The organism is Pectobacterium parvum, assembly GCF_020971565.1.
Taxonomy (GTDB): domain Bacteria; phylum Pseudomonadota; class Gammaproteobacteria; order Enterobacterales; family Enterobacteriaceae; genus Pectobacterium; species Pectobacterium polare.
Window position 1 is genome coordinate 2,011,729 of the sequence record NZ_CP087392.1, and the last position, 19,346, is coordinate 2,031,074.

The window sequence follows — 19,346 nt, forward strand, 5'->3', positions numbered from 1 at the left end:
TGATTTATGAAGAAAAAGAAAATTGGTTTGCTGATTATCGCTGCTGTTGTGCTGATATTACTGGTCGCATGGCAGAAAATGCAGCGTTTTGCTGGTTCTCCATTGGCTATCGAAAAGGAGGCTATCTTTACGCTTCCTGCCGGTACGGGAAGGGAAGGGCTGGAAACGCTGCTTCTCGATCAGAAAATCATTACTGATGACACATTTTTTCCGTGGCTGCTGCGTGTTGAACCTGAGTTGGCAAAATTCAAAGCGGGTACGTATCGCTTTACTGCGGGCATGACCGTGCGCGAGATGCTGGCGCTGCTGTCCAGCGGAAAGGAAGCGCAATTCTCCATTCGTTTTGTCGAAGGCTCACGTTTGAAAGAGTGGCTTGCCACGCTGCAACAAGCACCTTACATCAAGCATTCACTGGCCGATAAAACCGAACAGGACGTCGCCACCCAGTTGGAAATCAAAGATAAGACGAACCCAGAAGGCTGGTTTTATCCTGATACCTACTCATACACGGCCGGTACGAGCGATAGCGCCCTGTTGCAGCGTGCGCATCAGCGCATGAAAAAAACGGTGGATGAGGTATGGAAAGGGCGCGAAGAAGAATTACCGTATAAGACACCGGACGAATTGCTGACGATGGCGTCAATCATTGAAAAAGAAACGGCGATCAATGAAGAACGTACTCAAGTTGCTTCCGTTTTTGTCAATCGCTTACGGCTTGGTATGCGCTTGCAGACTGACCCCACGGTGATTTATGGCATGGGTGATGACTATAAAGGCGTGATAACTCGTAAAGCATTAGACACGCCGACGCCTTACAATACGTATGTTATTTCCGGCCTGCCGCCGACGCCAATCGCGATGCCGGGGAAAGCCTCATTGGATGCGGCTGCGCACCCAGCCAAAACGTCATACCTGTATTTTGTGGCGGATGGAAAAGGCGGACACAGTTTTACCACTAACCTTGCAGACCATAATCGTGCTGTGAGGGTATACCGCTCAGCGTTAAAGGAACGGGATGAACAGTAAATTTATCGTCATTGAAGGATTGGAAGGCGCAGGGAAGACCACCGCACGCAATATCGTGGTGGAAACGCTGCGCTCACATGGCGTGAAAGACGTGGTGTTCACGCGAGAGCCCGGTGGTACGCCGCTGGCGGAGAAGCTGCGTGAGCTTATCAAGCAAGGCATAGCCGATGAGAAGGTCACCGACAAAGCAGAAGTCCTGATGTTATACGCGGCCAGAGTTCAGCTGGTGGATAACGTCATCAAACCGGCGTTGGAGAATGGAAACTGGGTCATCGGCGATCGTCACGATCTCTCTTCACAGGCTTATCAGGGCGGTGGACGTGGGATCGATCAACAACTGTTGCGCTCACTGCGCGATACTGTGCTAGGTGATTTTCGCCCTGACCTGACGCTCTATCTTGATCTTCCTCCAGCCATCGGCTTGCAGCGTGCGCGTCAGCGCGGCGAGCTGGATCGGATTGAGCAGGAGTCGCTGGCTTTCTTTGATCGCACCCGTTCCCGCTATCAGGAACTGGCGGCGGAGGATGACAGCATCCTGACGATCGATGCCTCACAGTCTATTGATGCCGTCAGTGCGGATATTCAGGCGACGTTACAGCAATGGTTGCAGCAACAAGGGTTGCAGCCTGTCGTACAGAGGCAGGGCTGATGGATTGGTATCCGTGGCTGAATGCATCCTATCGGCAGCTTATCGGCCAATATCAGGCGGGTAGGGGGCATCATGCGCTGTTGCTGCATGCGCTGCCGGGCATGGGCGATGAATCGCTGATTTATGCGCTGAGCCGTTGGCTGATCTGTCAGCGTCCTGATGGGATGAAAAGCTGCGGTCAGTGCCACTCTTGTAACCTGATGACCGCAGGAACGCATCCGGACTGGCATGTGCTGAGCCCGGAGAAAGGCAAGCAAAGTCTGGGCGTCGATCCGGTGCGTGATGTCGTGGAAAAAGTGTATCAACACTCCCGACAAGGCGGAGCAAAAGTGATCTGGCTGTCTGCTGCTGAGCTGCTGACAGAGGCTGCCGCGAACGCACTGCTGAAAACGCTGGAAGAGCCGCCGCAGAATACCTTCTTTTTATTTGGCTGCCGCGAACCAGCCCGGTTATTGGTTACGTTGCGCAGCCGTTGCCTGTATCACTATCTGGATGTCCCGAGTGAGACGCAGAGTGTGCTGTGGCTGAATGCTCGCCATCGCCATGACAGCAAGGCATTGCGCACGGCATTGAGATTGCAATCGGGCGCGCCGCTAGCCGCCGAGGCGTTATTGCAGCCAGAGCGTTGGAAACAACGTAGCGCGCTGTGTCAGGCGTTTTCTACCGTGCTGACTTCACGAGATCAGCTCTCGTTGATACCACAGCTGAATCATGACGATGCTGATGTTCGTATTCACTGGTTGGCTGCGCTACTGCTGGATGCCATGAAATGGCAGCAGGGGGCAAGCGAGCATTGGGTGAATCAGGATCAGATTGAATTGGTTGAGCGTCTGGCGCGCGAACCTTCCGCACATTTGCAGTATGAGCTGCAAATGTGGCTGGCTTGTCGGCAAAAATTGCTGACCGTCACGGGTGTTAACCGTGAACTGCTGCTGACGGAACGCCTGCTTGATGGAGAGCGCACGTTTGCTTCATCGGTTAAGCGCGACAGCCACCCTTTTTCTGTTTAATTACTATCGAGTAAATATCATGTTGTTAGTGGATTCCCACTGTCATCTTGACGGTTTGGATTATGAGTCATTGCATAAAGATGTCTCCGATGTGCTGGATAAAGCGAAAAGCCGTGATGTCGGTTTCCTTCTGGCGGTGGCGACAACGCTGCCCGGCTATCGTGCCATGGTTGACCTAATCGGCGAGCGCGATAACGTGGCCTTTTCCTGCGGCGTTCATCCGCTCAATCAGGAAGCCCCTTATGATTATGCCGAACTGCGTGAGCTAGCCAGTGCCAGCCGTGTGGTGGCGATGGGGGAAACGGGCCTGGACTATTTCTATCAGCAAGAGACGAAAGCCCAGCAGCAAGAATCGTTTCGTGAACACATCCGTATTGGCAATGATCTGAACAAGCCGGTCATTGTGCATACGCGCGCTGCCCGTGAAGATACGCTTGCAATTCTACGTGACGAGCAGGCGGAGAAATGTAGCGGTGTGCTGCACTGCTTTACGGAAGATTTGATCACGGCAAAAGCGCTGCTGGACATGGGGTTCTATATCTCGTTTTCTGGGATTGTCACGTTCCGTAATGCAGAAGAGTTGCGTGACGTCGCGCGTTACGTGCCACTGGATCGGATGCTGATTGAGACGGATTCCCCTTGGCTCGCGCCAGTTCCGTTTCGGGGGCAGGAAAACCAGCCTGCGTACGTACGCGATGTAGCAGAATATCTCGCTGTACTGAAAGGCACATCGTTGGAAACCCTCGCTGCCGCCACGACAGAAAACTTCTCCCGCCTGTTTCACATCGATCCGGCTCGGTTGACCGCTGCGCAATAGTGGCTGAGAATAGCTGAGTTTTTTTTATCCGTGTAATTAATAGCGCTTCATAATCCCCTTGATTAGGTTTTTCCTCTTCAGGGGGACGTGTTTTTTAGCGATATATCACAGAAAAGTGCAATATCTGTTCGATCTTAGCCTGTTGGCTTGTGGAAACGTGATAGCAATCAAACATTGTGAACGCTATTTATTTTACTCTGCGTAAAAATTAAAGGGGGCTAAGACACCCCAACTCGCAAAGGTCATCCTCCCCGTCTTTGCTTATATGAAGTATCAGAAGTAAAAGCACTATTACTCAGGAGCACACTCAATTATGTTCAAGAATGCATTCGCAAACCTGCAAAAAGTAGGTAAGTCGCTAATGCTGCCCGTATCCGTACTCCCTATCGCAGGTATCCTGCTGGGTGTCGGTTCGGCCAATTTTAGCTGGTTGCCTGAAATTGTCTCCAGCGTCATGGCACAGGCCGGTGACTCGGTGTTTGCCAACATGCCGTTGATTTTTGCTATTGGTGTTGCCCTGGGCTTCACTAATAACGACGGTGTTTCCGCACTGGCGGCGGTGGTGGCTTATGGCATCATGGTCAAAACCATGGCTGCGATTGCGCCGCTGGTTCTTAATCTACCAGCTGCCGAGATCACGGCGAAGCATCTGGCAGATACCGGTGTTCTGGGCGGGATCATTGCCGGTGCGATTGCCGCGTATATGTTTAACCGTTTCTACCGTATTCAGCTGCCTGAGTATCTGGGCTTCTTTGCCGGTAAACGTTTTGTGCCGATTATTTCCGGCCTGACGGCAATCATTGTCGGTACGCTGTTGTCGTTCATCTGGCCACCGGTTGGTAGCGCGATCCAGGTATTCTCTCACTGGGCAGCGAATGAGAACCCAATGCTGGCATTCGGTATCTATGGGGTCGTTGAACGTTCTCTGGTACCGTTTGGTCTGCACCATATCTGGAACGTACCTTTCCAAATGCAGGTTGGTGAGTTCACCAATGCGGCGGGTCAGGTTTTCCACGGCGATATCCCTCGTTACATTGCAGGTGACCCGACTGCGGGTAAACTGTCCGGCGGTTTCCTGTTTAAAATGTACGGCTTGCCAGCAGCAGCTATTGCTATCTGGCATTCAGCGAAGCCAGAAAACCGCGCGAAAGTGGGCGGTATCATGATCTCTGCGGCGCTGACCTCGTTCCTGACGGGCATCACTGAGCCGATTGAGTTCTCCTTCATGTTTGTCGCGCCGATCCTGTATGTGATCCATGCGATTCTGGCGGGTCTGGCGTTCCCAATCTGTATTCTGCTGGGTATGCGTGATGGTACAAGCTTCTCTCACGGTCTGATCGACTTCGTGGTACTGAGCGGCAACGGTAGCAACCTGTGGCTGTTCCCGATTGTGGGTCTGTGCTATGCGCTGATTTACTACACCATCTTCCGCGTTCTGATTACTAAACTGAATCTGAAAACGCCGGGTCGTGAAGATAGCGCATCTGAGCAAACCTCACAGGACAGCACTGAAATGGCTGCCGCACTGGTTAGCGCGTTTGGTGGTAAAGAAAACATCACTAACCTGGATGCGTGCATCACCCGTCTGCGTGTTAGCGTAGGCGATGTGGCTAAAGTTGATCAGGCTGGCCTGAAAAAACTGGGCGCAGCAGGTGTGGTTGTGGCAGGTTCCGGTGTTCAGGCAATTTTCGGTACCAAATCCGATAACCTGAAAACTGATATGGACGACTACATCCGTAACCACTGATGTGTTGTTGGGGAGTGGTAAAAAGGGGCGAAAGCCCCTTTTTTTTATGGTCAGAACCGCCTTATTCCTCTTCCTGAGACTGCCGCCCGTAAACCACCAGCCGCAGATGGCGATCTTCATCGATGGTCAGCGAGGTATGTTCAAAAGCTTCAGCCTTGCCGTCGATCATCAGTTGCCGCACGCCGCTACATGGGGCGTGTACCTCATGCTGCCGCCACCACATTTTGAAATCTGGCGATACCTGCTCTAGTTCGTCCACCAGTTCATGAATGTCTGCTTCCTGCGTCGCACGTGCGAAATCGCGGCGAAAACTCGACAGCATCTGTTGAGCCTGTTGCTCCCAGCCGATGAATCGCTCATGCAGCAACGGATCGGTGAACAAGAGCCAGAGCAGATTACGCCTTTCGGAAGGATGGGCGTCAAAGTTGAAAAGCTGATTCGCCGGTTCATTGAAGGCCAGCACATCCCAGCGCAGGTTGAGGATATAGGCCGGATGCGGAGCCAGATCGTGCATCAGACGCCGTACCAGCGGTGGCACGACGCACCACGTCTTACCCGGTTCGGCAGGCGGTCGCTCATGCGCCAGCAGGAACAGATGGCGACGTTCGGCGGCATCGAGTTTTAGCACCCGTGCCAGACTGTCCAGGAATGCCGCCGACACACCGATATCACGTCCCTGTTCGAGCCAGGTGTACCACGTCAGGCCAACGCCAGCCAATGCCGCCACTTCTTCGCGTCTCAACCCCGGCGTGCGCCGTCTTCCTCCGCTAGGCAAGCCTACGTCGGCGGGTGACACCCGTTCACGGCGCGCGCGCAAAAATGCAGCCAGATCATGGCGAGTTCTTTCCAATGTTCGCATCGTTTACCGCATTGCTTTTAGTAATAGCATAAGTGGTTAAATTGTAATTGTTTAAAAAGGATTTGAGAATGGCGGCGTCATCATTTTCGATACGCAACTTCTCGATATGCAAGGATATACAGATGAACTCAAATTATCGTGCGTCGGCATTGCCTACGCCAGCCGTAAACAGTCCGCCGTGGCTTGGCCTCTCTGTGCTGCTGATGGCCGGTTTTGTCACGATCTTCGACCTGTTCGTGGTCAATGTCGCGATTCCCAGTATGCAGGCCGATCTGGGCGCTAGCTTCTCTCAAATCGGTTTCATCGTAGCGGGTTATGAACTGGCTTTCGGCGTACTGCTGATTACGGGCGGGCGACTGGGGGATGTCTTTGGTCGACGCCGCCTGTTTGTAGTGGGTATGGCCGGGTTTACGCTCGCCTCTGCGCTGTGTGGTTTAGCGCCCAGTGCGGGGTTCCTGATTGGTGCTCGCATCTTACAGGGACTTGCGGCCGCTTTGCTGTTTCCACAGGTTTATGCCTCTATCCGCGTCAATTTCGACGGTGACGATAGTCGCCGTGCCTTCGGTCTACTGGGCATGACGCTAGGGCTCGCCGCTATCGCGGGTCAGGTACTGGGAGGATGGCTGGTGCATGCCAATCTGTTTGGACTGGGCTGGCGCAGTATTTTTCTTATCAATGTACCCATTAGTCTGCTGGCTATCGTGGCTGCACGATTTATTCCTGAGTCCCGAACACCGCAGCGTCCTTCGCTTGATTGGACGGGTGTGGCGTTGGTCTGCGTTGGGTTGACGCTGCTGCTGGTGCCGCTGATCGAAGGGCCGGGGCAAGGGTGGCCAGCATGGAGCCTGTGGATGTTGGCCACAGCGACGCTCTTGTTAGCGATTTTTTACCGCCAGCAGGAACGCCGACAGCGGGCGGGGCATCTTCCGCTGGTGGATATGCGTCTGCTCGCACAGCGCCGTTTCCTGCTGGGTGTGTTGCTGGTGCTGCTAGTGTATTCCACATCCAGCTCATTTTTCCTGTGTTTTGCTTTGCTGGTGCAAACAGGGTTAGGGCTTGATCCGTTTCTCGCGGGCAGCATTTTTGCGCCGTGTAGCGTGGGCTTTGTTCTGGCATCGCTGGCGGCACCACGACTGGTTGCCCGCTGGGGCACGGCTGCTATCGTTGCGGGAGCGCTGGTTTACGCTGTCTCGATCAGCCTGTTGATTATGCAGGTGCAGATAGCGGGCGCCGATTTGGTGGCCGTTCGGCTGATCCCTGTGTTGGTGGTGGTCGGTGCGGGTCAAGGCTTCATCATGACGCCGCTGTTAAATCTGGTACTGGGCTTTGTGGATGAGATTCAGGCGGGTATGGCATCGGGCGTGATCTCGACGGTTCAGCAGGTTGGGGCGGCGCTGGGTGTGGCCGTGGTGGGCATCCTGTTTGGTACTGCACTGGCGACAGGCGATGACGCAGCTGCGCAAGCGGGCCAATACGTTTCAGCCTTTGTGGCGGGAATGCTCTACAACCTGGTCGCGGCTCTGCTGGTCTGCATCCTGTTGCTGATGCTGGTAAGAACGCAGCGGTCATTCGGTTGATGAGAAGGCGCATACATGAATTTTCGATGGACGGTACGAAAGCCTTACCGTAGCGGCAATAGCGTCGCTGTTTTCGGGAGAAGGTTGGCGTATTTCTGGTTTTTACTGGGAGTCGTATTTTGACCACCCGCACCAGAAATAGACGAAGAAGGTTGAAAGAAATGGAATATGTCACTCATACTGCCTACATGACGCCGTTCAACGCCAGCTTTAACAAGGAAATCAATCATGGCTGAAGAAACCATCTTTAGTAAAATTATCCGCCGGGAAATTCCTGCCGATATCGTGTATCAGGATGAACTGGTCACCGCCTTTCGTGACATCGCGCCTCGCACACCAACCCATATCCTGATTATCCCGAACGTACTGATCCCTACTGTTAACGACACGGCCCCCGAGCATGAAGCAGCGCTGGGACGTATGGTGACGGTTGCGGGTAAAATTGCGCAGCAGGAAGGGATTGCAGAAGATGGCTATCGCCTGATCATTAACTGCAACCGACACGGCGGGCAGGAAGTTTATCACATCCACATGCATCTGCTGGGTGGCCGCGCATTAGGGCCTTTGCTGGCGAACTAGATCTTACAGAACTAGATCTTATAGAACTAGATCTTACAGAACTAAGTTCGATAGTCATGGGTAGACTGTCGTGCGAGAAAACCATCATGCGAGAACATCATGCGTAACCCGATGCTTTTTCTGTCCGCGTGTTTGATGGCTGGGCTGCTGGCGGGCTGTAGCGCGCCAAAAGTGCTGACCATCAATGAGCGGCAAACGCTGGTATTGGATGCACCTGTGTTATCGGCCGGGATTACCGCGGGGAACCCGTCGCTGGATTCAGAAAATGGCCGACTGCGTGCGTCTTCCGTCGTCAGCAACGACGCCTCACAGGCGGTGACCGTGCATTACCGTTTCTATTGGTATGACGAAAACGGGCTGGATGTGCTGCCTTTTGAAGAAGTGCAGTCCATTGAAATCCCGCCACAGACGGAAATGACGGTTTTTTCAACGCGCAGCAGTCCTAATGCGCGTCAGGTCCGTCTTCATCTGTTTTTGTAATGGTGTACAGAGAGAGAATATATGAAAAAGTATCTAGGGGTGATGGTGGCGGTATTGGTACTGACAGGGTGCCCCAGCCGTCCGCCAGAACCGACCGAACCGCCTGCGACGATTGAGCCCGTTGAGCCTCAAGTGCCGACTACGCCAACGCCGCCACCGGGTGAGTCCGTACCGCAACCGCCAAAAATCCAGACGTTGAACTGGGAAGCCAGCATTAATCCGCTGGTAGCACAGATGCTGAAAGCCGATGGCGTCACGCCGGGTAGCATCCTGCTGGTGGATAGCGTGAAAAACAACACCAACGGTTCATTGCCGATAGCGAAAGCGACAGGGGCATTGTACAGCGCATTATCTTCCGGCAAGGCGTTTACGCTGGTGCCGCGCGAGCAGTTGGCTGCCGCGAAACAAACGCTGGGTCTGTCGGTTGATGACAGCTTAGGATCGCGCAGCAAGGCGATTGGTCTGGCGCGTTATGTCAGCGCGCAGTATGTGCTGTACAGCGACGTCAGTGGCGATGTGAAATCGCCGCAGCTCGACATGCAACTGATGCTGGTGCAGACCGGTGAAATTGTGTGGTCAGGCAATGGCGCCGTTCAGCATTAAGCCAGCAGGCATCCAGCAGCAGCTGACTGCGACGATCCAGAAACATTTCCCGGCTGTGGAGATGGCGGATATTCGCTTTGAGCTGGTTGGCGGGCTGAGTAGTAAAAGCTGGCGTATCCGTGGGCCGGACATCGAATGGCTTGCGCGTCGCCAATCGCCAACCGAGCGGAAAATGGGTGTCGATCGCCAGCGCGAGTTCGCTCTGCTGCGGCAAATGTCGGCGATAGGTCTCGCGCCACGGCCGTTGCTGTGGCGTGATGGCTGGCTGATTGTCGAGTGGGTGCCGGGGCGCATTGCCACATCGGATGAGTTCCTGATGATGCTGGCTAATGGTGAAGTGGCACGCCTATTGTCTCAGCTTCATCGCCAGCCGCGTAGCGGCCATCCTCTCGATCTCAAAACGTTATTCGCGCAGCACTGGCAGTTGATGGATCCTCGCCGCCGTTCGCCCGCGTTGTTGCGTGCGCACCATTATTTTCAGGGCGCGGCGCTACCCACGCCTTTGGCGCTGGTGCCTCTCCATCTCGATGTGCATGCTGAAAACCTGCTGATTACTCCACAAGGAACGATGCTGATTGACTGGGAATATGCCTCAGATGGCGATATTGCCTTTGAGCTGGCGTTCATTGTGCGAGCCAGTCAGATGGAAAGCTTGGCGCAAACGCATTTTCTACAGAGCTACCAGCGACATCGGCGAGGGTTTTCCGTGAGCCGCCTCCAGCAACAGATGATGCAGTGGTTCCCCTGGGTCGATTATCTGGTATTGATGTGGTTTGAGGTTCGCTGGCAGCAAACGAAGAACCCCGAGTTTCTAGCGGAAATTCCCGCGCTATATCATCGGCTACAGTTGGGCCATCGGTTGTAGACAGGCTGACGGTGTGGCGTTTGTAGTAAAGATCATTTCATTAAGCAATACACTCTAAAGAATGAGGTTTTTGTGGGTCCGGTAATGTTAGACGTTGCCAGCTATGAGCTGGATGCAGAAGATCGTGAAGTGCTGGAACATCCGCTGGTTGGCGGCGTGATTCTGTTTACCCGTAATTTTCATGATGCAGCGCAGCTACGGGAATTAGTGCGTCAAATCCGCGCGGCGTCGCGCGAGCGCCTTGTGGTGTCCGTAGATCAGGAAGGCGGACGGGTTCAGCGTTTTCGTGATGGGTTTACTCGTCTGCCTGCCGCGCAGGCGTTTGCGGCATTAAACAGCGAGTCAGAAGCCTTGCGTTTGGCGGAAGAGGGCGGCTGGCTGATGGCGGCAGAAATGATCGCGATGGATATCGATATTAGCTTTGCACCGGTGCTGGATATCGGCCACCAGAGCGCGGCGATTGGTGAGCGTTCATTCCATGCCAATCCAGAGACGGCGCTGGCCGTCGCGCAAAGCTTTATTCGCGGTATGCACAGCGCGGGCATGAAGGTCACGGGTAAGCACTTCCCCGGCCACGGTGCGGTCAGCGCCGATTCACATAAAGAAACGCCGCGCGATCCGCGTCCGCTTGCAGAAATTCGCGCCCACGACATGTCGATTTTTAAAGAACTGATCCAGCGCCAGCAGTTGGATGCGATCATGCCTGCCCACGTGATTTATACCGAGGCCGATCCGCATCCCGCCAGTGGTTCGACCTATTGGCTAAAAACGGTGCTGCGTGACGAGCTGGGTTTTGATGGCATCATTTTCTCCGACGATCTCTCGATGGAAGGCGCCGCCGTGATGGGCAGTTATCCCGAGCGGGCGCAGGCGGCGTTGCAGGCAGGATGTGACATGATTCTGGTTTGCAATCATCGTGAAGGGGCGGTCAGCGTGCTGGATAACCTGTCCCCGGTCAAAGCGGAGCAACTGACGCGCTTATATCATCAGGGTTCGTTTTCTCGTCGGGAACTGCTGGATTCGCCACGCTGGAAGCAGGCGAATCAGGCGCTCACATTGCTCAGCGAGCGCTGGCAGGCGCATAAAAATGGCGAGAAATAGGCAACTTAGTCTGCGGTGAGGATGAAAGATGATTATCTATTTACACGGTTTTGACTCGACCAGCCCCGGCAACCATGAAAAGGTCTTGCAGCTTCAGTTTATTGATGAAGATGTACGGCTGATCAGCTACAGCACGCTGCACCCGCGTCATGATATGCAACATCTGCTAAAGCAGGTGGATAAGACGATTCAGCAGTCTGATGACGATCGTCCGCTGATCTGTGGCGTAGGATTGGGGGGCTTCTGGGCCGAACGCGTCGGTTTCCTGTGTGATATACGACAAGTCATCGTTAATCCTAACCTTTTCCCGCAGGAAAACATGAGCGGGAAAATCGATCGCCCGGAAGAGTATCTGGATATCGCCACCAAGTGCGTGGCGAACTTTCGCGAAAAGAACCGCGATCGCTGCATGGTGATGCTTTCCCGTCAGGATGAAATGCTCGACAGCCAGCGTAGTGCGCAGACGTTGGGAACGTATTACGAGATCGTCTGGGACGATATTCAGACGCATAAATTTAAAAGCATCTCTCCCCATTTGCAGCGGATAAAAGCCTTCAAAACGCTCGGCTAACCCTGCGTTAGCGATGACCTGTTCATTGCGGCTGTCGTTCCTTCTGATACCCTTATTTGAGGGGGAACAGAAGGAATGACGCAATTTATTTACTTTTCTTAGTTCATCCAGCGGTGCATTTCCGCACGATTCAGCATTTTCTCTTCCCACCGGTTTTCGCTAATTTACTGAAATAAAGATGGAATTTTCGCGCTAAAAAACTGCTCAGTAAAATAAATTGATATATATCAATTTTGGTATGACCAAATAACCTAGCGTGCTATTCTTGCAGCAGATATCAGGCTTAACTTACGCGAACCCTATGTTATATAAGGATATTATTATTTACTCTTTATTAACGATTGGTTCACATTTTAGGGGGTCATTTTGACATCACCAACCAAAAAAATTGTCATTGTCGGCGGGGGAGCTGGCGGACTTGAACTCGCAACGAGTTTGGGCCACAAGTTAGGACGCAAGAAAAAAGCGGAGATTACACTGGTGGATCGTAACCACAGCCACCTGTGGAAACCGCTGCTGCACGAAGTAGCGACCGGTTCGCTGGACGACGATATGGATGCGCTGAGCTACCTTGCGCACGCTCGCAATCACAATTTCCAGTTTCAACTGGGCATGCTGACGGATATCGATCGTGAACAGCAGCAGATTCAACTGGCTGAAGTGTGTGATGAACAAGGCGACGTACTGGTTGCGGCACGTCGCATCCCGTATGACATTTTGGTGGTGGCATTAGGCAGCGCCTCCAATGACTTCGGCACGCCGGGCGTGAAAGATCACTGTATTTTCCTGGATAATCCGAAACAAGCCCGCCGTTTCCATAATGAAATGCTGAATTTGTTCCTGAAATTCACGGCAAATCAGGACGAAAAAGAGCGTGTGAATATCGCGATTGTGGGCGGCGGTGCGACAGGGGTCGAACTGTCTGCTGAGTTACATAACGCGGTGAAACAGCTGCACAGCTACGGCTTTGACGGGCTGGATAATCAAACGCTGAACGTGACGCTGGTGGAAGCGGGCGAACGTATTCTGCCTGCGCTGCCGCCACGCATTTCAGCGGCCGCGCATCAAGAGTTGAACAACATTGGCGTCCGTGTGCTGACGAAAACCATGGTGACCAGCGCAGAAAGCGGCGGTCTGAATACCAAGGACGGTGAATTTATCGAAGCCGACCTGATGGTTTGGGCCGCGGGCATCAAAGCACCGGATGCGATGAAAGAGATTGCAGGTCTGGAAACGAACCGGATTAACCAACTGGTGGTTGAGCCGACGTTGCAGACGACGCGCGATCCCAACATTTTCGCCATTGGCGATTGTGCCTCCTGCCCGCAGGAAGGCGGCGGTTTTGTGCCACCACGTGCGCAGGCCGCTCACCAGATGGCATCACGCTGCCACAGCAATATTATCGCGTTGCTGAACGGACAAACGCTGAAACCTTACGTCTATAAAGATCACGGTTCGCTGGTTTCACTGTCTAAATTCAGTACGGTTGGCAGCCTGATGGGGAACCTGATGCGGGGCTCTGTTATGGTAGAAGGGCGGATTGCGCGTTTCGTGTATATCTCTCTCTATCGCATGCACCAGGTTGCTTTGCATGGCTATGTCAAAACAGGCCTGATGATGCTGGTTGGTGGGATCAACCGGGTAATTCGCCCGCGTCTGAAGCTGCATTAATCCATCGTTGCTGACACCTTTCTGATACGGGCATGAACGTGATTTCATGCCCGTATTCTTTTTGTAAGCGACTATCTTATTTTTACTCAATAACCCTCTCTTTTCGCTAATCCACTCAGAAGACCCTGTTTCTGAGTCGTAGCGCTATTGGTCATTTCGCTGATATATCAGTATAAAATATCGTTCTATTAGCAATTCCAGTTAAGATAATTCTCAAATGACGGTTTTATGTTACGAATCTGACACTTTTGGTTAATTAGTCTTATTGCGAGAGTGTGAAACATTGTGCAGACTTTCCACTGTTTACAGATGGCGTAGCACGCACGTCGAAAATTCTGAATGCTGATATTCAGAAGGAACCATCGGATTCATCGCGTTAAACGCGAGCTGGCGTAAAACAAAAGATTTACGCCAGGATTGCAGGTGGGGAATGCGTGAGAATAGATTCGGGAGGTATCCTGTGAACAAATCCATGTTAGCGGGTGTAGGTATTGGTGTGGCTGCGGCATTGGGTGTGGCAGCGGTGGCGAGTATGGACGTTTTTTCCTCTAAACCTCAGTTTGCACAGGTGCTAACAGCAACACCGATTAAAGAAACGGTCAAAACGCCTCGTCAAGAGTGCCGTAACGTCAATGTGACTCACCGTCGTCCGGTACAGGATGAAAACCAGATTGCTGGCTCGGTACTGGGTGCCGTAGCGGGTGGGGTTCTGGGGCATCAGTTCGGCGGCGGACGCGGTAAGGATGTCGCAACGGTAGCGGGTGCACTGGCTGGCGGCTATGCGGGCAACCGTGTACAAAGCGGCATGCAGGATAATGATACGTACACGACGCAGCAACAGCGCTGTCAGACGGTGTACGACAAATCACAAAAAGTTCTGGGTTATGATGTCACCTATAAAATCGGCGACCAGCAGGGTAAAATCCGCATGGATCGCGATCCTGGTACACAAATTCCAGTAGATCGAAACGGACAATTAATTCTGAATCAGCAGAGTTAACTGACCCCAACGTCTACGGTTTGCGCTGACACCATCGCTAAAAACCGCGAGACACCTGAAGAAGGTGCTCGCGGTTTTTTCATTCTACGTTCTTTCTGCTTTCGGTTAGCTTCATGCTCAGGGATAGCAGCAAGGCGGCCACAGCGAGCCCACCCGCCAGCCAAAGTGTTGCGATCGGGCCTGAGCTATCCACGACTTGACCACCGACCCACGATCCGAGCGCAATGCCAACATTGAAAATGCCAACATACAGCGCGGAGGCAATCTCTACGGCGCGTGGTGCCGCTTTCATCATCCATGTCATCAAACCGACGGACACGCCGCCGTAGGCCAATCCCCAGACGAGCAGCGTCACACCACCGCCAAAATGCGAGCCCCCGATGATCAGGAACAGAATCGGAGTCAACAACAACCCCAATGCGATCGCCATCAAGGTTAACGCCGTGCGCTGTGCTGCGATGATACCCGCCAGAAAATTGCCGATGATGCCTGCTATACCGTAGGCGAACAGCAGTACGCCGATCCATCGCGCATCGAATCCCGACACCGATAGCAGCAGCGGCCGTACGAAGGTAAAGGCCATGAAGTGTCCGGCTACCAGCAGTAGCGTCAGGGTTAGCCCAACTTGCAGCTTACGGTTGCTCAACTGCTCGCCGAACTGGCGTAGGGTGACCGAATGGGCAACGGGCAAGGCAGGAATAACCGCGAGGTGAAGCACTAGCACCAGCCCGCTAAACACAGCCATGCAGCCGAAGGCCCAGCGCCACCCGGCGAGATCGCCAATCAGTGCGCCGAACGGCACACCCAGCACAGATGCCGCTGCGACACCGCCAAAGATGATGGATGTCGCTAGACCGATGGCGTGCTCGGGAACGAGTCGTGCTGCCAGACCACCAGCAATCGCCCAGATACCGCCCATACAGAAACCGACCAGCACGCGCGCAGCCAGCATCCAACCGATGTCTGGTGCCAGTGCCGAGGCAATGTTAGCGATAACCAGCAGCGTCAGCAGTCTGCATAGGATCCTGCGTCTATCCATGCCGCCGGATGCGATCACCACCAGCGGGGCGAATAGCGCAGCCAGCAGCGCGGGGAGTGAAATCATCAGGCCGGCGGTTCCGGTAGAAGTCTGTAGCGTATCGGCAATCGGCGTTAGCAAGCCGACCGGAAGCATTTCCGTCGTGACGACAGAGAAGGTCGCAAGGCCGACAGCGATGACGGCCAGCCAGGAATGCTGTGCAGCAGCACCTAGAGGGATAGAGGAAGACGTGTTCATGGTTCAGTCCTTAATAGGGGGAAGCAGGCGATGTAACCGTCAAACGGCGTGGGGAAGAGGAGGAATCGTCCGCAGGCGTTGATATCCCCACAGCGCAACCAGTAGCACCAACACGCCAGCGCATAGCGCAACGGCGAATCCGGCTCGGGCACCGCTGTCGTCGACAACGTAGCCTGATAGCGCTGCGCCTAGCGCCACGCCGACATTCAGCCCCGCCAGCAGCCAGGTCATGCCCTCGGTAAGACGATGCTCGGGAACCAGACGTTCGACCAGCGACATTGCCACGATCATGGTGGGGGCGAAGAACAGCCCTGCGATCAGCACGGCCGCAGCCAGTGCGGGAATGCTGCCAACCAGCAGTAAAGGCAACGTGGTTGCTGCCGTTGCTAAGCCGCCCAGCAACAACAACTGGTGCAATGCAGTTCGCAGCTTGAGAGCACCGAACACCAGCCCGGCCAAGCATGAACCGACCGCATAAGCCGACAACACCAGACTGGCCGCCGCCGGCTGACCATACTGCTCGGCGAAGGCCACGCTGACGATATCCACGGTTCCGACGATGATGCCCATCGCGCCCATCAGCAGCGCCAGCAAACGCACGTTCGCCTGTTTGATCACCGACCCCGAACGATCCGTGCGGACATTCTGCACTTCTACCGGTGGTTCGGTGCCGCGCTGTGTCACCAGAGCAAACACGCCGACAATCAGCAAGAACGCCGATGCCAGCGGGCCAGCCTGAGGAAATACCGCGACGGACAGCCCGACAGCCAGCGGTGGTCCGGCGATAAAAGTAACTTCATCGAGCACCGTCTCCAGCGAATAAGCGGTCTGCAAGCGAGGCTGACCGCGATAGATTGCTGTCCAGCGCGCTCTTACCATTGCGGACATGCTGGGCATGAAACCGGCCAGCAAGGCACCGATGAATAAGCTCCAGTCAGGCGCTTGCCACCAGGTGCTGGCGAGCAGAAGCAGCATGCCAATCACGCTGATAGCGGTTGCAATCGGCAGCACGCGGCCTTGCCCGTGGCGATCGACCAGACGGGAGATCTGCGGTGACAGCAGCGCGTAAGTCAGCACAAAAGTAGCGGAGACGGCACCCGCCAACGCATAGCTGCCGCGTAGTTGCGACAGCATGGTGATAATGCCAATGCCCGTCATGGGCAGCGGAATCCGCGCCAGCAGGCCGGCCAGCGCAAAACCTCTGGTGCTGGGCGCGGCAAAAAGTTCTCGATAAGGATTAACCATCTCATTCTCCAAAGTGAATCCACTTGCCACCGCATGGTGGTACAGCGACAATACATACAGAGCGTATGAATAAAAGCATATATTCATACGGAGTGAATGTAAATAATCATACGATGTGTATGTAAGGATGTGTCGATGGTTCGTCGTACCCGTGCTGAAATGGAAGAAACCCGCGCTACGCTGCTGGCGATCGCCCGCAAGGTCTTTAGCGAACGCGGCTATGCTGACACCTCAATGGACGATCTCACCGCGCAGGCGAGCCTGACCCGTGGGGCGCTTTATCACCACTTTGGTGACAAGAAGGGATTGTTGGCGGCAGTAGTGGAACAGATCGATGCCGAGATGGACGCACGACTGCAAGTCATCTCCGACACCGCCGAGGATGCCTGGGACGGTTTTCGCCGCCGCTGCCGCGCCTATCTGGAAATGGCGCTGGAGCCGGAGATTCAGCGCATCGTGCTGCGTGATGCCCGGGTAGTTTTGGGGGGCGCTTCGCCGGATTCACAGCGCCATTGCGTTGAGTCGATGCAGCGGCTGATCGATAACCTTATCCGACAGGGCGTGGTGGCTGACGCCGATCCCCAGGCGCTGGCATCGTTAATCTACGGCAGTCTGGCCGAAGCGGCGTTCTGGATTGCGGACGGAGAGGATGGAAATGCGCGGCTGGCACAAGGTGTAGCCGCGCTGGAATTATTGCTGCGTGGGTTGTTAGTCAAGCCACGGTAGTGATCAAAAGAACAGCCTGACGAGACGCGTGGTTGGCGTCCCGTCTTTGGCTTAACGGCGGAAGATAATCTCTGCCCAGCGCGCCAGTCCGGCGGTAACTGAGCCAAAATCGTTGCCGCTGGCGATAGGAATATCAGGAAGCAACTGCTGAATAGCCTGACGCAGCAGCGGAGAACGGGCGCTACCGCCGGTCAGGTAGATCACTTCCGGTCGGGTTTGACTGGTTTCTAACGCCAGCGTCACCTGTTGCTGAATACGCGTGAGCGGATTCTCGATGGCGGCATTGAGTTCATCAGCATGAATGTGCGTTGCCAGACCCGATTCGATAAAGTGCAAATCGGCTGCCGTTTCCGACTGATTGGACAGCGCAATCTTGCTTTCTTCCGCCAGTTGAATCAGACGGTAGCTTAGGCGCTGTTGCCAAACGGTCAGTAATCTTTTTACAAGTTCTGGCTGGCGGGCATCGCGGATCATTTCGTTGATTAAGGCGCGGCTGGCGGTGCTATGAAACTCTTTTTGCGCCGGAATATCGTTAATCGCAACCGCATTCCACCAGGTCATGAGTGGCAGAGCGATGCCTTTTTCCGACTCGCTATTCATGCCAAGCAGTGGCATCAGCTGTTTGAACGCGAGCATGATGTCCAGATCGTTACCGCCAACGCGGCAGCCGCTGTGCCCTAACAGGCTTTGTGAACGTTCATGCTGCTTATGCCACTCTGGGCATCAGCAGCATGGAGCAGTCGGTGGTTCCGCCGCCGATATCCACGACCAGCACGCGCGTTTCTTTCGTCAGCGTGGATTCGAAATCCAGCCCGGCGGCCACGGGTTCAAACTGGAAGACGACGTCTTCAAACCCGGCACGGTGTGCCGCACGATCTAAAATGCCTTGCGCCTGCTGGTTGGCTTCTTCGCCGCCGATGCTTTGAAAGTTAATCGGGCGACCGATGACGGCCTGACGAATAGGCTGATCAAGCTGGCTTTCTGCCTGCGTGCGGATATGCAGCATCATGGAGCAGACCAGATCTTCAAACAGCGCAATTTGCTGGGCTTTCAGCCCGACGGCACCGAGGAAGGACTTCGGTGATTTAACGAACCACGTCTCTTCCGGGTCATCCATATAGTGGCGCAACGCATCGCGCCCGAATTTCACGCTATCAGGCTGCACGCGAATATCTTCTTCGCGGTTGTAGCTGATGGCGCGCTTCAACAGCAGCGCGTTCTCACCCTCAGCATTGACCTGATGGTGTCGCCATAACCACTCGCTAACCGCTTCGCGCACGGGCGCGCACAGCAGGGAAGAAAGATAAGGCGAGCCATTTTCCAGCGACAGGAGCCGTGGCGTTCCTGCATCCATAACCGCCACTGAACAGTTGGCTGTACCGTAGTCAAAACCGATAAACATAGTGAGGCCCATGCCATAAAAAATTTCCGGGAGACATTTTTAACGTCGCACCCGCGACGGCCCGGAAGGGTGGCCGCCAAAGATGGCGGACCATAAAAAAGGTTGGCGACTTTACTGCGTTACGGCAGTGGATGCAACGGGG

18 protein-coding genes and 1 pseudogene are annotated in these 19,346 nt (G+C 54.4%); 15 read left to right on the plus strand and 4 right to left on the minus strand.

Annotated features, from left to right (window positions below):
* Positions 1-6: 6 nt before the first annotated feature.
* The 5 genes from mltG to ptsG all read left to right on the plus strand — a co-directional run bounded on the left by mltG (position 7) and on the right by ptsG (position 5,249).
* Positions 7-1,026 (plus strand): endolytic transglycosylase MltG, encoded by a 1,020-nt coding sequence (gene mltG, locus LOZ86_RS09085; protein WP_039480313.1) that lies wholly within the window; start codon positions 7-9, stop codon positions 1,024-1,026.
* Positions 1,016-1,675, plus strand: coding sequence for a dTMP kinase (tmk, locus tag LOZ86_RS09090; RefSeq protein ID WP_039480316.1), 660 nt, complete (start codon positions 1,016-1,018; stop codon positions 1,673-1,675). Before mltG ends, tmk begins: the two co-directional genes overlap by 11 nt.
* Complete coding sequence (gene holB / locus LOZ86_RS09095; RefSeq protein ID WP_039480318.1) at positions 1,675-2,685, plus strand: DNA polymerase III subunit delta'; 1,011 nt, start codon at positions 1,675-1,677, stop codon at positions 2,683-2,685. The genes tmk and holB overlap by 1 nt, the downstream gene beginning before the upstream one ends.
* A gap of 19 nt (positions 2,686-2,704) precedes the next feature.
* Positions 2,705-3,502 (plus strand): metal-dependent hydrolase, encoded by a 798-nt coding sequence (locus LOZ86_RS09100; protein WP_039480320.1) that lies wholly within the window; start codon positions 2,705-2,707, stop codon positions 3,500-3,502.
* A 313-nt stretch (positions 3,503-3,815) separates the two neighbouring features.
* On the plus strand, positions 3,816-5,249 hold the full coding sequence (gene ptsG / locus LOZ86_RS09105; RefSeq protein WP_039480322.1) for a PTS glucose transporter subunit IIBC: 1,434 nt from the start codon (positions 3,816-3,818) through the stop codon (positions 5,247-5,249).
* A gap of 61 nt (positions 5,250-5,310) precedes the next feature.
* On the opposite strand, the gene LOZ86_RS09110 is transcribed toward ptsG, so the two are convergent.
* Positions 5,311-6,108: a helix-turn-helix transcriptional regulator gene (locus tag LOZ86_RS09110; protein WP_039480325.1), complete on the minus strand. Its 798-nt coding sequence runs from the start codon at positions 6,106-6,108 to the stop codon at positions 5,311-5,313.
* Between the two features lie 122 nt (positions 6,109-6,230).
* Here LOZ86_RS09110 and LOZ86_RS09115 point away from each other — a divergent pair, with 122 nt between their 5' ends.
* From LOZ86_RS09115 to LOZ86_RS09155, 9 genes are all read left to right on the plus strand, one after another.
* Positions 6,231-7,685, plus strand: coding sequence for an MFS transporter (locus LOZ86_RS09115; RefSeq protein ID WP_039512627.1), 1,455 nt, complete (start codon positions 6,231-6,233; stop codon positions 7,683-7,685).
* A 228-nt stretch (positions 7,686-7,913) separates the two neighbouring features.
* On the plus strand, positions 7,914-8,264 hold the full coding sequence (hinT, locus tag LOZ86_RS09120) for a purine nucleoside phosphoramidase (RefSeq protein WP_010276226.1): 351 nt from the start codon (positions 7,914-7,916) through the stop codon (positions 8,262-8,264).
* Positions 8,265-8,363: 99 nt separating this feature from the next.
* Positions 8,364-8,744: a YcfL family putative periplasmic lipoprotein gene (locus LOZ86_RS09125; RefSeq protein WP_039480334.1), complete on the plus strand. Its 381-nt coding sequence runs from the start codon at positions 8,364-8,366 to the stop codon at positions 8,742-8,744.
* A 21-nt stretch (positions 8,745-8,765) separates the two neighbouring features.
* Positions 8,766-9,347, plus strand: coding sequence for a penicillin-binding protein activator LpoB (gene lpoB / locus LOZ86_RS09130; RefSeq protein WP_039480336.1), 582 nt, complete (start codon positions 8,766-8,768; stop codon positions 9,345-9,347).
* Positions 9,328-10,212, plus strand: coding sequence for a thiamine kinase (gene thiK, locus LOZ86_RS09135; RefSeq protein ID WP_111778417.1), 885 nt, complete (start codon positions 9,328-9,330; stop codon positions 10,210-10,212). Before lpoB ends, thiK begins: the two co-directional genes overlap by 20 nt.
* Before the next feature lie 72 nt (positions 10,213-10,284).
* Positions 10,285-11,313: a beta-N-acetylhexosaminidase gene (nagZ, locus tag LOZ86_RS09140; protein ID WP_072012326.1), complete on the plus strand. Its 1,029-nt coding sequence runs from the start codon at positions 10,285-10,287 to the stop codon at positions 11,311-11,313.
* A 28-nt stretch (positions 11,314-11,341) separates the two neighbouring features.
* On the plus strand, positions 11,342-11,884 hold the full coding sequence (gene ycfP, locus LOZ86_RS09145) for an alpha/beta hydrolase YcfP (protein ID WP_010297273.1): 543 nt from the start codon (positions 11,342-11,344) through the stop codon (positions 11,882-11,884).
* 366 nt (positions 11,885-12,250) lie between these two features.
* Positions 12,251-13,555 carry an NAD(P)/FAD-dependent oxidoreductase gene (locus LOZ86_RS09150; protein WP_039512626.1) on the plus strand — a complete coding sequence of 435 codons (1,305 nt, stop codon included), beginning with the start codon at positions 12,251-12,253 and terminating at the stop codon, positions 13,553-13,555.
* A 460-nt stretch (positions 13,556-14,015) separates the two neighbouring features.
* Positions 14,016-14,555 (plus strand): glycine zipper 2TM domain-containing protein, encoded by a 540-nt coding sequence (locus LOZ86_RS09155; protein ID WP_039480345.1) that lies wholly within the window; start codon positions 14,016-14,018, stop codon positions 14,553-14,555.
* A gap of 79 nt (positions 14,556-14,634) precedes the next feature.
* Here the strand turns inward: LOZ86_RS09155 and LOZ86_RS09160 are convergent, their stop codons facing one another.
* Together LOZ86_RS09160 and LOZ86_RS09165 are read right to left on the minus strand one after the other, a co-directional pair.
* Positions 14,635-15,831 (minus strand): MFS transporter, encoded by a 1,197-nt coding sequence (locus tag LOZ86_RS09160; RefSeq protein ID WP_039512624.1) that lies wholly within the window; start codon positions 15,829-15,831, stop codon positions 14,635-14,637.
* A gap of 39 nt (positions 15,832-15,870) precedes the next feature.
* Positions 15,871-17,076: an MFS transporter gene (locus LOZ86_RS09165; RefSeq protein WP_039512623.1), complete on the minus strand. Its 1,206-nt coding sequence runs from the start codon at positions 17,074-17,076 to the stop codon at positions 15,871-15,873.
* Positions 17,077-17,211: 135 nt separating this feature from the next.
* Between LOZ86_RS09165 and LOZ86_RS09170 the strand changes: the two genes are divergently transcribed.
* On the plus strand, positions 17,212-17,802 hold the full coding sequence (locus LOZ86_RS09170) for a TetR/AcrR family transcriptional regulator (protein ID WP_039512621.1): 591 nt from the start codon (positions 17,212-17,214) through the stop codon (positions 17,800-17,802).
* Between the two features lie 51 nt (positions 17,803-17,853).
* On the opposite strand, the pseudogene yegD reads toward LOZ86_RS09170, so the two are convergent.
* Positions 17,854-19,204: pseudogene (gene yegD, locus LOZ86_RS09175) on the minus strand (molecular chaperone).
* Positions 19,205-19,346 lie beyond the last annotated feature (142 nt).

Excerpts from the sequence above, each read along its gene's own strand:
- mltG (WP_039480313.1), top strand. The coding sequence starts at position 7 with ATGAAGAAAAAGAAAATTGGTTTGCTGATTATCGCTGCTGTTGTGCTG.
- tmk (WP_039480316.1), top strand. The coding sequence starts at position 1,016 with ATGAACAGTAAATTTATCGTCATTGAAGGATTGGAAGGCGCAGGGAAG.
- holB (WP_039480318.1), top strand. The coding sequence starts at position 1,675 with ATGGATTGGTATCCGTGGCTGAATGCATCCTATCGGCAGCTTATCGGC.
- LOZ86_RS09100 (WP_039480320.1), top strand. The coding sequence starts at position 2,705 with ATGTTGTTAGTGGATTCCCACTGTCATCTTGACGGTTTGGATTATGAG.
- ptsG (WP_039480322.1), top strand. The coding sequence starts at position 3,816 with ATGTTCAAGAATGCATTCGCAAACCTGCAAAAAGTAGGTAAGTCGCTA.
- LOZ86_RS09110 (WP_039480325.1), bottom strand. The coding sequence starts at position 6,108 with ATGCGAACATTGGAAAGAACTCGCCATGATCTGGCTGCATTTTTGCGC.
- LOZ86_RS09115 (WP_039512627.1), top strand. The coding sequence starts at position 6,231 with ATGAACTCAAATTATCGTGCGTCGGCATTGCCTACGCCAGCCGTAAAC.
- hinT (WP_010276226.1), top strand. The coding sequence starts at position 7,914 with ATGGCTGAAGAAACCATCTTTAGTAAAATTATCCGCCGGGAAATTCCT.
- LOZ86_RS09125 (WP_039480334.1), top strand. The coding sequence starts at position 8,364 with ATGCGTAACCCGATGCTTTTTCTGTCCGCGTGTTTGATGGCTGGGCTG.
- lpoB (WP_039480336.1), top strand. The coding sequence starts at position 8,766 with ATGAAAAAGTATCTAGGGGTGATGGTGGCGGTATTGGTACTGACAGGG.
- thiK (WP_111778417.1), top strand. The coding sequence starts at position 9,328 with ATGGCGCCGTTCAGCATTAAGCCAGCAGGCATCCAGCAGCAGCTGACT.
- ycfP (WP_010297273.1), top strand. The coding sequence starts at position 11,342 with ATGATTATCTATTTACACGGTTTTGACTCGACCAGCCCCGGCAACCAT.
- LOZ86_RS09160 (WP_039512624.1), bottom strand. The coding sequence starts at position 15,831 with ATGAACACGTCTTCCTCTATCCCTCTAGGTGCTGCTGCACAGCATTCC.
- LOZ86_RS09165 (WP_039512623.1), bottom strand. The coding sequence starts at position 17,076 with ATGGTTAATCCTTATCGAGAACTTTTTGCCGCGCCCAGCACCAGAGGT.
- LOZ86_RS09170 (WP_039512621.1), top strand. The coding sequence starts at position 17,212 with ATGGTTCGTCGTACCCGTGCTGAAATGGAAGAAACCCGCGCTACGCTG.